The organism is Streptococcus sp. V728 (assembly GCF_052077995.1).
GTDB classification, from domain to species: Bacteria; Bacillota; Bacilli; order Lactobacillales; family Streptococcaceae; genus Streptococcus; species Streptococcus infantis_B.
Genome location: NZ_JBQJJH010000002.1, coordinates 680,030 through 696,305 on the forward strand (window position 1 = coordinate 680,030; position 16,276 = coordinate 696,305).

At 39.3% G+C, this 16,276-nt stretch carries 13 protein-coding genes; 3 read left to right on the forward strand and 10 right to left on the reverse strand.

The window, feature by feature from the left end:
- Positions 1 to 330 precede the first annotated feature (330 nt).
- Positions 331 to 2,646, reverse strand: coding sequence for a formate C-acetyltransferase (pflB, locus tag ACTO1Y_RS04635; RefSeq protein ID WP_006150108.1), 2,316 nt, complete (start codon positions 2,644 to 2,646; stop codon positions 331 to 333).
- Between the two features lie 239 nt (positions 2,647 to 2,885).
- On the opposite strand from pflB, the gene dinB reads away from it, so the two are divergent.
- Complete coding sequence (dinB, locus tag ACTO1Y_RS04640) at positions 2,886 to 3,947, forward strand: DNA polymerase IV (RefSeq protein ID WP_441348518.1); 1,062 nt, start codon at positions 2,886 to 2,888, stop codon at positions 3,945 to 3,947.
- Between the two features lie 35 nt (positions 3,948 to 3,982).
- Here dinB and ACTO1Y_RS04645 read toward each other — a convergent pair whose 3' ends face one another.
- Positions 3,983 to 4,828, reverse strand: coding sequence for an undecaprenyl-diphosphate phosphatase (locus tag ACTO1Y_RS04645; RefSeq protein ID WP_441348519.1), 846 nt, complete (start codon positions 4,826 to 4,828; stop codon positions 3,983 to 3,985).
- 62 nt (positions 4,829 to 4,890) lie between these two features.
- Positions 4,891 to 6,786: a DUF2207 family protein gene (locus tag ACTO1Y_RS04650; RefSeq protein WP_441348520.1), complete on the reverse strand. Its 1,896-nt coding sequence runs from the start codon at positions 6,784 to 6,786 to the stop codon at positions 4,891 to 4,893.
- Between the two features lie 130 nt (positions 6,787 to 6,916).
- Between ACTO1Y_RS04650 and ACTO1Y_RS04655 the strand changes: the two genes are divergently transcribed.
- Complete coding sequence (locus ACTO1Y_RS04655; protein WP_441348521.1) at positions 6,917 to 8,482, forward strand: ABC transporter substrate-binding protein/permease; 1,566 nt, start codon at positions 6,917 to 6,919, stop codon at positions 8,480 to 8,482.
- On the forward strand, positions 8,482 to 9,222 hold the full coding sequence (locus tag ACTO1Y_RS04660) for an amino acid ABC transporter ATP-binding protein (protein WP_235083828.1): 741 nt from the start codon (positions 8,482 to 8,484) through the stop codon (positions 9,220 to 9,222). The genes ACTO1Y_RS04655 and ACTO1Y_RS04660 overlap by 1 nt, the downstream gene beginning before the upstream one ends.
- Positions 9,223 to 9,306: 84 nt before the next feature.
- On the opposite strand, the gene ACTO1Y_RS04665 is transcribed toward ACTO1Y_RS04660, so the two are convergent.
- From ACTO1Y_RS04665 to rplA, 7 genes are all read right to left on the reverse strand, one after another.
- On the reverse strand, positions 9,307 to 9,522 hold the full coding sequence (locus ACTO1Y_RS04665; protein WP_002893653.1) for a capsule biosynthesis transcriptional regulator: 216 nt from the start codon (positions 9,520 to 9,522) through the stop codon (positions 9,307 to 9,309).
- Between the two features lie 105 nt (positions 9,523 to 9,627).
- On the reverse strand, positions 9,628 to 10,533 hold the full coding sequence (locus ACTO1Y_RS04670; protein ID WP_006150392.1) for an SPFH domain-containing protein: 906 nt from the start codon (positions 10,531 to 10,533) through the stop codon (positions 9,628 to 9,630).
- An 82-nt stretch (positions 10,534 to 10,615) separates the two neighbouring features.
- Entirely contained in the window at positions 10,616 to 11,866 is a 1,251-nt protein-coding gene (gene ilvA / locus ACTO1Y_RS04675; protein WP_441348522.1) for a threonine ammonia-lyase IlvA, read from the reverse strand.
- Between the two features lie 79 nt (positions 11,867 to 11,945).
- Positions 11,946 to 12,968 (reverse strand): ketol-acid reductoisomerase, encoded by a 1,023-nt coding sequence (gene ilvC, locus ACTO1Y_RS04680; protein WP_441348523.1) that lies wholly within the window; start codon positions 12,966 to 12,968, stop codon positions 11,946 to 11,948.
- 171 nt (positions 12,969 to 13,139) lie between these two features.
- Positions 13,140 to 13,616: an acetolactate synthase small subunit gene (ilvN, locus tag ACTO1Y_RS04685; RefSeq protein ID WP_195184011.1), complete on the reverse strand. Its 477-nt coding sequence runs from the start codon at positions 13,614 to 13,616 to the stop codon at positions 13,140 to 13,142.
- Positions 13,609 to 15,309 carry an acetolactate synthase large subunit gene (locus ACTO1Y_RS04690; protein WP_441348524.1) on the reverse strand — a complete coding sequence of 567 codons (1,701 nt, stop codon included), beginning with the start codon at positions 15,307 to 15,309 and terminating at the stop codon, positions 13,609 to 13,611. Before ACTO1Y_RS04690 ends, ilvN begins: the two co-directional genes overlap by 8 nt.
- Before the next feature lie 206 nt (positions 15,310 to 15,515).
- Positions 15,516 to 16,205 (reverse strand): 50S ribosomal protein L1, encoded by a 690-nt coding sequence (rplA, locus tag ACTO1Y_RS04695; RefSeq protein WP_001085675.1) that lies wholly within the window; start codon positions 16,203 to 16,205, stop codon positions 15,516 to 15,518.
- Between the last annotated feature and the right edge of the window lie 71 nt (positions 16,206 to 16,276).

Consider the following 16,276-nt stretch of genomic DNA (forward strand, 5'->3'; position numbering starts at 1 on the left):
TTTAGACTAGCAATTTGCTACTCTACGTATAATTTCAGGTTTCTCTTTATCCAATACAGATTTTGTAATTGGATTTTCTAAAATACTAATGGTAAACATAGGTTGCACCTCTTTCTAGGTTTTACCCATACTTTGATCTTAAGATAAATTACACAATCACCTTAAAATCAATGTTTTCTAAGGATTTCCTCATCCTTATGTTCTTAGTATAGCACTTTGGTCAGTATTAGTCAATAGATTTGACCAATTTTGACCAACTTTTTTTAAATATTTTTTTATATCAAAAAAACCAGTCACTTTGACTGGTTTTTAATTTATTATTTATGAATCTTAGCTCAATGCATCATCCATTGAAAGAACTTCGTGGAAGACACGTTGTGTCAATTCAGTTTTTTGTTCTGGAGTGAGGTATTTAGTGTTTACACAGTATCCAGAGATACGAACGATTACGTCTTCACCTGACATGATCTTTTCGTAAACATCGTTCAAGTCCATAACGTTCAAGTTAACGTGTTGTCCACCGTTTTCGAAGTAACCATCAAGGATTGTTACCAAGTTATCAACTTGTTCGTCACGAGTCTTACCAAGAGCACGTGGTGAAACTTGAGTTGTCAATGAGATACCATCAGCTGCGTAACCAAAGTCAAGGCTAGCAAGTGAGTTCAAGTTTTGCAACCATCCACCTTTAGCTTTGTTAGATGGGTTAGCACCTGGTGAGAAGAATTCAAGTTTAGACAAGTTCACTGAACCATCTTCGTTGAGGTATACACCTTTGTGGACTGGTGAGTTACCAGTTTGTTTAGAGTAAGCAACGTTAGATGTGATTGTCAAAAGTGATACAGTAGCTTCTGCGTCTTTGTAAAGTTTGTGGCTACGTAGACGAGTTGTGTAAGCTTCGATCAACCATTCTGCCAATTCGTTTGAACGTGGGTCATCTTCACCCCAACGTGGGTATTCACCGATTGTTTCGTAATCGTAGATGTAGCCATTTTCGTCACGGATTGGTTTAACTGTAGCGTACTTAATAGCTGACAATGTATCAACAGTGTTGGCAAATCCACAGATACCGAATCCCATGTTAGCACGTTGTTTAGTTGGCAAGAAGGCCATTTGAACAGCTTCGTAGTTGTACTTATCAGTCATGTAGTGGATGATGTTCAAAGCATCTACGTAAGTGTCAGTCAACCAGTCAAGAGATTTTTCAAAGTTAGCTTTAACTGATTCGAATTCAAGAACTTCGTCACGGATTGGTTCGATATCAAATACTTTGTAGTCTTTATGAACATCGTCATAACCACCGTTCAAACCAGTAAGAAGAGCTTTAAGAACGTTAACGCGAGCACCGAAGTACTGGATGTTGTGACGTTGTTCTTCGTTTTCTGGGTCAAGTGGAGACACACAACATGAGATACAGCTCATTTCACCGTATCCATCTTTAGCCATTGTTGTAACACCTTCGTATTGGATTGAAGAGTGTTTGTGGCTCATGTGCATACAGTAGCGACGGAAGTTGTATGGCAATTTGTCAGTCCAAAGAACTGTCAAGTTTGGTTCTGGAGAGTTACCGATGTTGTCAAGAGTGTTCAAGAAACGGTAGTCCATCTTAGTAACACGGTGACGACCGTCGTTACCCATACCAGCCATAGAAGTTGTGATGAAGGTTGGGTCACCTGAGTACAATTGGTCATAAGCTTTTGTACGACCGAATTTAACTGTACGAAGTTTCATAACGAAATCGTCAACAAACTCTTGGATTTCTGATTCAGTAAATGTACCACGAGCAAGGTCACGTTCAGCAAAGATATCCAAGACGATTGGCACACGACCTAGAGATGTAGCTGCACCGTTGATAACGCGGCAGACAGCCATGAAGGCAATGTTTACCCATTGGATAGCTTCTTTAACGTTCATCGCTGGTTTACGAACATCAACTCCGTAAAGGTCACCTAAACGAACAACTTCTTGTAATGCTTTGTATTGAAGGTTGATTTCTTCACGAAGACGGATTGTCTCTTCATCGATTTCTTTGATAGCATTCCAATCATTCAATTTTTCTTGCATCAAGAAGTCAGCTCCATAAAGAGCAAGACGTGCGTACACACCAATGATACGTCCACGTGAGTATGAGTCTGGAAGACCAGTTACAGTGTGGGCGTGACGAGCACGAAGAATGTTAGAAGTATATGCACGGAAGATACCATCGTTTACTGTTGTAACGTATTTAGTGAAAATTTCGTGAACAGCTGGATCTGGCTCATAACCGTTTTCTCTCAAAGTAGTTTCAGCCATACGGATACCACCTTTTGGCATGAAATTCAATTTGAAGAGTTCATCGTTTTGGATACCGAAGATCAATTCGTTTTCTTTGTCGATAAATCCAGCTGGAATATCAGCAATAGAAGTTGGACGAGTATCCATTGGGAAACGAGTTTCTTCGTAGTGTGCTTTAGTTTCTTCTACGATTTTTTTGATGTGAAGTGAACGCTCTGTTGGTCCTGCAAGGAAGCTTTCATCTCCATCATAAGGTGTGTAGTTAGCTTGTACAAAGCGTGATACACTTGCTTTTTCTTTCCAGTCAACACCTTTAAAGCCTTCCCAGGCTTTGTCAAAAATGTCCTGTGCTTCAACAACTGTCTTAACAACCATGTTAATGTCCTCTTTTATCTTTCTAGTAACAGTCATCTGTTACATTCATGTATTCAGTATACCACACAGTAAACGATTTCAACAACTAAAATAAGTAATTTCCCCCACTTTCTTTTATAATACAGTTGTTGTTTTCGCAACAACTGTATTATAGTTTTGAAAAAAGATTTACCTATTTTCTATTTTTTCTGAAAAAGGTTATAATATAGCTAGTAATTCTACCAAAGAAAGGTCATTACATGCTGATATTTCCACTGATGAATGATTTATCTCGTAAAATCATCCATATTGACATGGATGCTTTTTTTGCTGCGGTAGAAATTAGAGACAATCCTAAGCTTAAAGGGAAACCCGTTGTTATTGGTAGCGACCCAAGAAAAACAGGAGGTCGCGGAGTTGTTTCGACTTGTAGTTATGAAGCGAGAGCCTTTGGCATCCACTCAGCTATGAGTTCCAAAGAGGCCTATGAGCGTTGTCCGCAAGCCGTTTTCATTTCTGGAAACTACGAAAAATATACTGCTGTCGGTCAACAGATACGAGCTATTTTCAAACGATATACAGATAAAATTGAGCCTATGAGTATCGATGAAGCCTATCTAGACGTAACTGAAAACAAACTCGGTATCAAATCTGCCGTTAAGATTGCTCGCTTAATTCAGCAGGATATTTGGCAAGAACTCCATCTGACCGCTTCTGCCGGTGTATCTTATAATAAGTTTTTAGCTAAAATGGCTAGTGACTATCAAAAACCTCGTGGTTTGACGGTTATTCTCCCTGAAGAAGCCGAAAACTTCCTCAAACAAATGGATATTCCTAAATTCCACGGCGTTGGCAAGAAAACTGTTGAGAAATTGCATCAAATGGGTGTATTCACAGGAGCTGATCTCATAGAAATCTCTGAAATTACGCTTATTGATCGTTTTGGACGACTTGGATTTGACCTTTACCGAAAGGCTCGTGGGATTGATAATTCTCCCGTTAAATCTGACCGTATTCGTAAGTCTATTGGTAAAGAAAAAACCTATAGTAAAATTCTTGGTCTGGAAGAAGATATCAAAAAAGAGCTAACTCTCCTTTCGGAAAAAGTCGCTCTTAGTCTTCAAAAATATGAAAAAAGTGGTAAGATTGTCATCTTAAAAATTCGCTACGCTGACTTTTCTACTTTGACTAAGCGAAAAACCCTAGATCAGCAAACACAAGATTCAGACCAAATCGCTCAATGCATTATTCAACTCTACGAAACACTCAGTGATAAGGATAAAGGCGTCCGTTTATTGGGAGTCACAGTGACTGGATTTTAAAAACCTTGAAGGAATCTTCCTTCAAGGTTTCTTTCTTATACAAATAATCGAACAAAGCTATAAAGTAGCAACACACTCCCAAGGACAATACGGTATTTACCAAACATTGTAAAGTCGTGTTTTTTGACATAGCTGGTTAAGAAACGAATAGCAACCATGCTGACTGCAAAAGCTACTACCATGGCTACTAAGAGCAAGAAGAATTGACCAAAACTCAAGACTTCTCCAGCCTTGATGAATTTAAAAATCTTCAAAGCGCTAGCTCCAAACATAACTGGAATTCCTAGATAGAAGGTAAATTCTGTTACCACTGAACGACTAGTTCCATTTAACAAACCACCTACGATAGTTGCTCCGGAACGGCTAGTCCCTGGTAGAAGGGCCAAGACTTGGAAAAGACCGATATACAATGCTGTTTTATAAGGTAATTTATCTAAATCAGTGACTGTTGGCTCAATCGCTTGCGCTTTATTACGTTTTTCAAGATAGATGAAGGCAACCCCATAAACAATCAACATGATGGCTACTGAAACTTTATTATAGAAATGGGTTTCAAACCAATCATCAAATTTAAAAACGGCTAATAAAGGAAGTGTAGCCACAAATACTTTGGACCATAATTGCCAGGTTCTACGAACTTGAACTTTATCCTTACCTGGTTTGAAGGGATTAAGCTTGTTAAAGTAGATAACCATAACGGCTAAGATTGCACCCAGTTGAATGACGACATTAAACATAGACATAAAAGTTTCATTTTGATCTTTAAACTGGATAAACTCTTGTGCTAAAATCAAGTGGCCAGTACTTGAAATCGGCAGCCACTCCGTGATTCCTTCAACAATTCCAAAAAAGATAGCTTTTAAAATTTCAAAAAAATACATAGATTACTCCTTTTTTCTATCCTCCATTATATCATACTTTTAAATGATGTGTTTAGTTTTCTTTAGAAAGCACCAACACTTCCACCACCGCCACCGCCTGAGAAACCACCACCAGAGCTACCGCTTCCGGATGATACAGAAAAGGTACTTGCTGTATTTGCGACTGAGGTGTACAAATTGATTTGAGTAGCAGATGTGTGAAATTGTTTATCCCACCCACAAGATACATAAAGATTCATAGCAGCGTTTTCAAGTTGAATATTGTGAAGTTTCATGATTTTATTCACCTTCTTAGCGTATCCATAGAGAGTTGCATAGACCAAAAGGCGATTCCAAACAACAATGCTCTCTAGTTCAGCCTTATCTAAATGTGCAATATCCCGAAGCATATTTTCAAAACTTGTCCAGAGATAAACAACTTCTGCCCCTTCTTCATTTAAGACTCCATCACGAGAAGGCCCTCGAGTTACAAAATGAATCAAAGCACTCGCTAGTAAACCAATTAAACCTAAGGAAAGTAACGGAAGCGAGAAATAGCCATGAGTTCGAGTGCTATAGTAAAAAATGATCAGTCCGACAACACCTGTTACAATCGAACAGACTTTCATTTTTTTCACAAGATTATTTTCTTTTTCCGTTAAAGGTCGATAATAACTTGGAATTCGTAAAATTTTCACCTTGTCTCGAACACAACTTTGCATGCGTTCAAGTCGTCTCTCGAAGGAACGCTTGAGGTGCATGCCGAATTCTCGAATATGCTTCTCATCAGCTTCCTTAGCACCATGAAACAAAGTTGAAGAAACTTGATATTCAAGGAAAAGGTCAGATAAAGCAATTTCTTTCTTAGTTGAAAGAGTCATGCGCAAGCATTCTTTTTCAAAATTAGACAAGCCTTTTTCACTATTAATTTTTATCCACGGTTCCTCTTCACCCTGAAAAATGGATAAATGCCCGCGATCGACTAAGTCCAACAAGGTTGCCTGGATTAGTTGTTCAAAGGTGAACTTACCAAACTTATGCTTATTTAGGGGACTAACTTCCTCTAAGGAGGTTGAATAGATTGCTTCTGCCAAAACCATTGGAGGTAAGTCCATTGGAGGTTCGTAAAGTCGATGATTCTTCGGATATACTTTTTGGAGACTTATCTGTTTACGAAATGCTCGATAATACATGATAGTAAGTAGCAATAAAGCCATAAAGAAAGTTGGGAAAATCCATTTTATCATGATATTCGCCTGCACTTTATTGGCTTTTATTTCTATCTCAACTCTTTTGAAGTTACTTAAATTATCTTCATTTAGGCCCTGACTCGGAGCACTTGAGAAAGCTTCTCTCGGCCAATAGGCATGAAGTTCAATCTGACGTTTTTTAGGAAGATTTTTCATCTTAACCCAGTAGATATCATTTACTTTCTCGACACTTCCCTCGTTGAGGAGTTTGCCAGTATGAAAAAAGAGTTTCTCTGCAGGACTATCTGAAGTTACTCGAAATTCTAAATCTTTGATATCTCCTGAACTATCTGTCAGTGGTTGCCAATTTAGCTCCGCGATATCGTTATACAAAAAGAGAATATTTGACAGTTGCCAGGTAACGGTTACCCGAACAGTATCTCCTGCATTTCCTGGATTAAGAACGAAGACCTTGTAGCCATCCTCTTCTTCCTTAGTATATGAGAGAACATCCTGAATGATTTGCCCATTTTTAGATACAAGGACAGTTGGGTCATCATCTATATCAAATCCTTTTGGCATTTTCCCTGCTTTACCGAGACCAATCAATTGACCATTAAAATCATCTTTAAAATGGTAGGTAATTGTTTCTTTGAAAACTGCTGTATTATCTGCATGAATATTCAAATCTCCCTTATAGGATAAAATATCAAAGTCTACAGCAAAAACCAAGCGCGGTACAAAAAGGAAACAGGTAAATATCAAAGCCAATAGCCATTTCTTTTTCATCTTACACTGCCTTCCAAGTTTTTTCACTATTATATCATTTTTTACAAGTAAAGGTTTACTTGTATTGAAAATCTCACCATTTTTAGATACAATAGAGGGAGCTATTTTTAGACTAGAAATAGGAGAAAACATGAAAAAATTATGCTTATCTATCCTTGCTAGCCTAGCCCTTACTCTAGGACTAGTTAGCCAGGTCCAAGCCGATGAATATTTACGCATAGGAATGGAGGCAGCTTACGCACCTTTTAACTGGACTCAGGATGATGACAGTAACGGTGCTGTCAAAATCGATGGAACCAATCAATATGCCAACGGGTATGATGTCCAAATAGCTAAAAAGATTGCTAAGGACCTCGGCAAAGAACCTTTGGTTGTAAAAACTAAATGGGAAGGACTCGTTCCAGCCCTTACCTCTGGTAAAATCGATATGATTATTGCAGGTATGAGCCCAACTGCTGAACGAAAACAAGAAATTGCCTTCTCAAGCAGCTACTACACTAGCGAACCAGTACTTTTGGTCAAGAAGGATTCTGCCTATGCTAATGCTAAATCACTAGAGGATTTTAGCGGAGCAAAAATCACTTCTCAACAAGGTGTTTACCTTTATGACTTGATTTCACAAATCTCAGGTGCTCAGAAAGAAACTGCTATGGGTGATTTTGCGCAAATGCGACAAGCTCTTGAAGCTGGGGTCATCGATGCCTATGTTTCTGAACGTCCAGAAGCCTTAACTGCCGAATCAGCAAACGCTAAGTTTAAAATGATTCAACCTGAACCTGGCTTTAAAACTGGGGAGGAAGATACATCTATCGCTATCGGTTTACGTAAAGACGACGAACGTATCAGTCAAATCAACGCTAGCATTGAAACCATTTCTAAAGAAGAACAAGTTGCGCTAATGGATCGTATGATCAAAGAGCAACCTGCCGAATCTACAACAACTGAAGAAAGCAACAGTAATTTCTTTGGCCAAGTTGCTAAAATTCTATCTGAGAACTGGCAACAACTCTTGCGTGGTGCAGGTATTACTCTTCTCATTTCCATTATCGGTACTATCGTCGGTCTCATCATTGGTCTTGCTATCGGTGTCTTCCGTACTGCACCTCAATCTGAAAATCAATTTATCTACGTAATCCAAAATCTACTTGGCTGGATTCTCAACGTCTATATTGAAATTTTCCGTGGTACTCCTATGATTGTACAAGCCATGGTTATCTACTATGGTACTGCACAAGCCTTTGGAATCAACCTAGACCGAACACTGGCTGCTATCTTTATCGTTTCTATCAATACGGGTGCCTACATGACAGAAATCGTCCGTGGCGGTATTCTAGCTGTTGATAAGGGACAATTCGAAGCGGCAACTGCACTTGGTATGACTCATAATCAAACCATGCGTAAGATTGTTTTGCCTCAAGTTGTTCGAAATATTCTACCAGCAACTGGTAATGAGTTCGTCATCAACATCAAGGATACTTCTGTATTGAACGTTATCTCTGTTGTAGAACTTTACTTCTCAGGAAATACAGTAGCAACACAAACCTACCAATACTTCCAAACCTTTACCATCATCGCAGTCATCTACTTTGTCCTTACCTTTACAGTAACGCGTATTCTCCGTTACATTGAAAAACGTATGGATATGGATACCTACACAACAGGTGCTAACCAAATGCAAACGGAGGATTTGAAATAATGAATCAACCCATTCTTGAAATCAAACACCTCAAAAAATCCTATGGACAAAACGAGGTCCTAAAAGACATCTCACTCACTATTCATAAAGGAGAAGTGATTTCTATCATCGGAAGTTCCGGTAGTGGTAAATCAACCTTCCTACGTTCTATCAACCTTCTCGAAACTCCAACTGAAGGTGAAATCCTTTATCACGGTGAAAACGTCCTTGAAAAAGGGTATAACCTTACTCACTACCGTGAAAAACTAGGTATGGTTTTTCAGTCCTTTAATCTTTTTGAAAATCTCAATGTTCTCGAAAATACGATTGTGGCACAGACAACTGTTCTCAAACGTGACCACTCAGAGGCAGAGAAAATTGCAAAAGAAAACCTTGAAAAAGTTGGTATGGGAGAACGTTTCTGGCAAGCCAAACCAAAGCAACTTTCTGGTGGTCAAAAGCAACGTGTGGCTATTGCTCGTGCTCTTTCTATGAATCCTGATGCCATTCTCTTTGACGAGCCTACATCAGCCCTCGACCCTGAAATGGTCGGTGAAGTTCTCAAAATCATGCAAGAACTAGCTCAAGAAGGCTTGACTATGATCGTTGTAACCCACGAAATGGAATTTGCTCGCGATGTATCAAACCGTGTTATCTTTATGGATAAGGGGGTTATTGCAGAAGAAGGTAAACCTGAAGAGCTATTTACCAATCCTAAAGAAGAACGCACCAAAGAATTTTTACAACGCTATCTTGGATAATCAAAAAAGACTGCAACCTGCAGTCTTTTTATATTTCCTAAAATGAAAAGGCAGGTTCTTTTCGAACCTGCCTATATCCAAAGACTAATCTTCAAATTTTTCATGATTTTTGTCGTAGAAATCAATTAAGCCGAGGGCTGTTTCAAAGGAAATGTTTTTAACTTTTGCACGTCCTTGAGCTAAAGCAATGATAGACATTTCACGTGCATTTGTTTCCTTAGAAATACGATACCCTGTGATTTTTTTATCACGAACCCAGCTAACAACTGATTCTACTTTTTCAAAGTTAGACTTAGCCATGTTATTCTCCTATTTTTTTCTTTGCGCTATTTCATTCTATATGTTTTTATAAGTATTGTCAATAAAAACGCATACATACACTGAATTAAAGCGCTCAGAACACAATTATTTGGCTTTTAAAGCCGATAATATATGGGTCCGTATATCTTCAACTCCATTAGGATTTGCTGGCAAGAATATAGTATTATTTCCTTGTTTGTCTGCAAAATTATTCAATGTATCTAAATACTGATTGGTTAATAGGATTGACATAATTTGTTCTTCAGTTAATTCGACATTAGCTCCTTTTAACTCTTTAATAGAATCAGCAAGTCCATCAACAATTGCTTTCCGCTGCTCTGCGATCCCCACACCATGAAGACGATCTTTTTCTGCCTCAGCTTCTGCCGCTGTAACGATCTTTATTTTGTCTGCTTCAGCCAATTCTTGAGCGGCCACTCTCTTACGTTGAGCTGCATTGATTTCGTTCATTGATTGTTTGACTTCTGCATCCGGCTCAACTTTGGTAATGAGCGTCTTAACGATAATATACCCATACGTTGACATTTCTTCCGCTACTTGTTTTTGAACTTCTAATGCAATTTCATCTTTTTTCTCAAACAATTCATCCAAAGTTAATCTAGGAACAGATGAGCGTAATGCATCTTCAATATAAGATTTAATTTGAGCTTCCGGTCTCATCAATTTATAGTAAGCATCTGTAACGTTTTGCTCATTTACACGGTATTGAGTTGCGACATTCATGGTCACAAAAACGTTATCTTGGGTTTTGGTTTCAACTACGATTTCACTTTGTAAAAGGCGTAGCTGTACACGAGCTGCAATTTTGTCAATGCCAAATGGTGCTCGCAGATGAATACCACTATTACTTAACTTTTGATATTTACCAAATCGTTCGATAATGGCAACAGATTGTTGACGAACGACATAAACAGAACTTACTAAAGTAACTCCCACAATAAGCATTAGAATTAATACAACAAGTATAACTGGTAAAACTGGTAAAACCATGGGAATCTCCCCCTTTCTTCATTTACATTATAGCACTCGTATATAGGTTAGGCAAATGATATGATAAAAATTTTATAGGATATTAAACAAGCATATTATATAGAGTTTCGTTCCCATTTAAGTTAATATAAGACGGATCGAATTTTTCCATTCGATGAATCAAACCCGCATAATCATGCTTGTTAGCAAGAGCAATCCCGATTAAGACTGGTCCTGTTCCCTTGCTGGCACGTTTAATATACTCAAAACGAGTGATATCATCATTTGGCCCCAAGATATCATTTACAAATTCTCGAAGAGCCCCTGGACGTTGTGGGAAGTTGACTACAAAGTAATGCTTGATACCATCGTAAATCAAGGCACGCTCTTCCATCTCTGGCATACGGTTGATATCGTTATTTCCTCCAGAAATGATACAACAAATAGTCTTTCCTTTTATATAGTCTGACAGTACTTCCAGAGCCGCCACACTAGCAGCACCCGCAGGTTCTGCTACGATACCTTGTTTAGAGTAGAGATCAATTAGGGTCTCAGAAATCAAACCTTCATCCACTCCGATAAGAGTCTGTACATTTTTACGAGTTGCCTCATAAGTCAACTGCCCTACTTTTTGGACAGCAATCCCATCAGCAAACTTATCAATTTCCTTAAGTTTGACTGGTCCTCCAGCTTCAAACGCCGCCTTCATAGAACGAGCCCCTTCAGCCTCAACACCAATTACTTCAATTTCTGAATTTGTTTCTTTAATATAGGTAGAAACACCAGAAATAAGACCTCCACCTCCTACAGGTACCAAAACAGTATCAAAATCAATGGATTCTTTGCGTGCTTCTTCTAAAATCTCGTAGGCAACAGTTCCTTGCCCCGCTTGAACATAAGGATCATCGAAAGGATCGATAAAGGTACGATTTTCAGCGACTGTAAACTCTTGAGCTGCCTTGGCTGACGCATCAAAGGTATCTCCTACCAATTTAATGGTTACAAAATCACCACCAAAGAAACGAACCTGACCAATTTTCTGTTGAGGTGTTGTAATTGGCATAAAGATTGTTGCAGGAATCTCCATCTCATTACATGTGTAAGCAACTCCTTGGGCGTGATTTCCCGCTGAAGCACACACTACACCACGTTCGCGTTCTTCTTTGTTTAATTGTGAAATCGCATAATAAGCACCACGAATCTTAAATGACCGAACACGTTGAGCATTTTCTTTCTTGAGATAAATTTTAGCTCCGTATTTCTCTGATAAGTAATGATCATATTCTAACGGTGTATTGACTACTACACCACTCAATACTTTATGGGCTTTTACCACATCTTTTGCACTAAGCATAATCTTCTCCTTAATTCGTTTTCAAGATAAAAAGCGGGTTAGGTACCCCCAACTCGCCTTCTATCTTTATTCTCAAAAATTAGTTGTAGATTTTGAATGCGTCATCGTCGTTTTTACCAACAAATGGCATTGCTTTACGCAATTCTGCACCAACCTTTTCAATTTCAAGGTTAGCAGCTTGTTCACGGTAAGCAGTCAATTTTGGACGACCAGCTTTGTAGTCGTTCACAAAGTCGTTGGCAAATTTACCATTTTGGATATCAGCAAGAACTGCTTTCATGTTTTCTTTCACTTGTTCAGTAATCACACGTGGACCTGAAACGTAGTCACCGTATTCAGCTGTGTTAGAGATTGATTGACGCATTTTCTTGAATCCACCTTCGTAGATCAAGTCAACGATCAATTTCATTTCGTGAAGCACTTCGAAGTAAGCCAATTCTGGAGCGTATCCAGCTTCAGTCAAGACTTCAAAACCAGCTTCGATAAGGGCAGTCAAACCACCGCAAAGAACTGCTTGTTCACCAAACAAATCTTCTTCAGTTTCTTCTTTGTATGTTGTTTCAAGAAGACCTACACGCGCTGCACCAACACCTTTACACCAGTCCATAGCGATGTCTTTAGCATTTCCTGTAGCATCTTGGTATACGGCGTAAAGCGCTGGAACACCAAATCCTTCTTCGTAAGTACGACGTACCAAGTGTCCTGGTCCTTTAGGAGCACACATGAAGACATCAACATCTGCAGGAACTTTGATGAATTCGAAGTGGATGTTGAAACCATGTGCAAAACCAACTGCATTTCCAGCTTCCAAGTTTGGAGCGATTTCTGCCTCGTACAATTCTTGTTGGATTTCATCTGGTGCCAAGATCATGATAACATCAGCCAATTTAGTTGCTTCTGCTACTGTGTATGTATCAAAACCATCTTCTTTAGCTTTATCAAATGATTTACCTGGACGAACACCGATAATCACATCGTGACCTGAATCACGCAAGTTTTGAGCATGCGCATGTCCTTGTGAACCATAACCGATAACGGCGATTTTTTTACCATCAAGTGCTGCTACTTTTACATCTTTTTCATATTCCATTTGAACTGCCATAGTTTTTTCTCTCTTTTCTATTTTTATTGCCTGATAGGCTAAATTAACAAATTTAGGTTGGATTCTTTTACTCAATGAAAATCAAAGAGCAAACTAGGAAGCCAGCTGCAGGCTGTACTTGAGTACGGTAAAGCGACGCTAACGTAGTTTGAATTTGATTTACGAAGAGTATTAATCACGGGTAAATCCAGTTGCACCCGTACGAGCAATATTCTTGATACCGTATGGTCGAATGACACGAATCAAAGCTTCACTCTTTTCTGCATTTCCCGTCATCTGAACGGTAATGGAGCTTGGAGCTACATCGACCACAGTTGCACGGAAAGGTTGAATGATTGCCAAAATTTCTGCTCGCTTCTCAGCTGGTGCAGCAATCTTAACCAAGATAACTTCTCGCTCTAGGTGAGGTTTATCAGTGATATCGCGAACACGGATAACATCGACCTGACGGTTAAGTTGTTTGATAATTTGCTCTACTTCATCATGCGAAGCAACATCAATGATAATGGTAATCCGCGATACATTAGGGTTTTCTGTTGCGCCAACAGAGATGCTTTCGATATTGACTTGACGTCTCGACAAGACTCCAGTAAAGCGGTTCAGAACACCTGAGCGGTTTTGAAGTTTGGCTGTTAACATTCTACGCATTAAACTTCACCCCCAACATCTCATGATTACTCTTACCAGCTGGTACCATCGGCAAGACATGCTCTTTCCGAGAAATGTCTACTTCGATGAACATTGGTACATCTTCTGTGATGACTTCCAAATCCTTCTCCAGAGTTTCAGGATTATCAAATTTATAATTCTTGATCCCGTAAGCTTGCGCCATCAATTGGAAATCCGGAAGGCTATCAAAGACTGACTCTGACGTCCGACCATCATAGAAGGCTTCTTGCCATTGACGGACCATCCCAAGCGAGTGGTTGTTGAGCATAACGACCTTGATCGGAACCTTATAAATATTTAAGATCGCCAATTCTTGGTTGGTCATTTGGAAACCACCATCTCCGACAAAGAGAACAACTTCTTTATCTGGATTGGCAATTTTCGCTCCGATAGCTGCAGGAACACCGAATCCCATCGTTCCTAGACCACCAGATGTTACCAATTGGCGCTCATTTTGGTAAGGATAGTATTGAGCTGCCCACATTTGGTGTTGTCCAACGTCTGTGACGACAATAGCGTCCCCCTTGGTCAACTCTCCGATGCGTTCGATCACAGCTTGTGGTTGCACAACCCGTTCTTTCTTGTCGTATGAACGAACCCGGTTCTTATCTTGGGTCACCTTTTCAATCCATTTTTCTGTGTTGTTATGAACCGTTGGCTCTGCTAGCAACTGTTGCAAGGCTTTCTTTGCATCGCCAACAACAGGAATGTCGACAGCAATGATCTTCCCAATCTCTGCAGGATCAATGTCAATATGGGCAACCTTAGCATTTTTAGCGAAAGTCTTTGGATTCCCTGTCAAACGGTCATCAAATCGACAACCAACACTGATCATGAAATCTGTCTCTGTCATAGCGATATTGGCCGCGAAGGATCCGTGCATTCCTCCCATCCCCAAAAACAGTGGGTGGCTAGTTGCAATTGTCCCTTGTCCCAAAAGACTGGTTACAACCGGAATTTGATACCGTTCTGCAAATTCAATCAACTCTGTGGCAGCCTCTGCGTAACTAATACCACCACCAGCAAGTAATACTGGTTTTTTAGCTTTAGATAACTGCTTCAAGATTTTCTTGATTTGCATATCATTTGGCTCAACGGTTGGTTGATAACTTGGTAAGATTACTTCTGGTGAGTAGATGAAATCAGTCTCAAGCGCAGAAACATCTTTTGGTAAATCAATCACAACTGGTCCTGGACGACCTGTTGTCGCAATATGCACCGCCTCTGTAATCACACGTGGAATATCTGCTGTTTCACGAACCTGATAATTGTACTTGGTAATTGGCATGGTAATACCGACAATATCTGCTTCCTGGAAAGCATCCTTTCCGATACCCGCTCTTGCCACTTGACCCGTAAAAACCAAAAGAGGAACACTGTCGCTCATAGCATCTGCAATACCCGTAATGGCATTTGTAGCTCCCGGTCCACTTGTGACGACTGCAACACCAAGTTTTCCTGTTGACTTAGCATAACCTTCAGCTTCATGAAGACATCCTTGTTCATGGCGACCTAAAATATGACGAATGCCTTTAAAATTATAAATAGCATCATACAAAGGCAATACTGCTCCGCCTGGATAACCAAAAATCGTATCAATTCCTAAATCACGGAGTGTTTCCAAAACAAGTTCTGATCCCGACTTTGGTGAATCTAAAATGATTTTCTCCATTGTTCCCCTTTCAGTTCTCTTAAAATGACTTGTTTCTATAATACCATTTTTTCAAAAATTTTCAAGACAAAAGAAGAAATTTTCTGAATTTTCTATCTAGATACTTTACAATATCAAATCGATTCCAAAGTTTATCCGTGTTTTTAACATTTTCATAGAAAAAAAGGTTGAGACTTATCGTCTTCAACCTTTTTACAAATTACTAATTAAAGTGAGTTTACATCGACCTTGATACCAACACCTTGAGTAGTTGTGATAGTCAAGTTTGTTACGTAAGTACCTTTAGCTGTAGCTGGTTTAGCTTTTTGAATTGTTTCGTTGAAAGCTTTGAAGTTTTCAACCAATTTTTCAGCTTCAAATGATACTTTACCGATGATTGCTTGAACGTTACCTGCACGGTCAGCACGGTAAGTAATTTTACCACCTTTAGACTCTTCAACTGCTTTCGCAACATCCATTGTTACAGTACCAGTTTTAGGGTTTGGCATCAAGTTACGTGGTCCAAGGACACGTCCAAGACGTCCAACAAGAGCCATCATATCAGGTGTAGCGATAACTACGTCGAAGTCCAACCAACCGTCGTTGATTTTAGCAACAAGGTCATCTTCACCTACGAAGTCTGCTCCAGCAGCTTTCGCTTCTTCTGCTTTAGCACCACGTGCGAAAACAAGAACGCGTGAAGTTTTACCAGTACCGTTTGGCAATACCATTGCTCCACGGATTTGTTGGTCAGCTTTTTTAACGTCGATGTTCAAGTTGTAAGCAACTTCTACAGTTGCGTCAAATTTTGCAAAGTTAGTTTCTTTTGCAAGTGCTACAGCTTCTTCTACGCTGTATGCTTTTGTGCTGTCGATTTTCTCAAGTGCAGCACGAAGTTGTTTGCTTTTTTTAGCCATTTTCTATTCTCCTTGTAAGTGGTTCAATCGATTTTCATCTCCCACGTCACTTCTCGAAATGATGAAGTCTT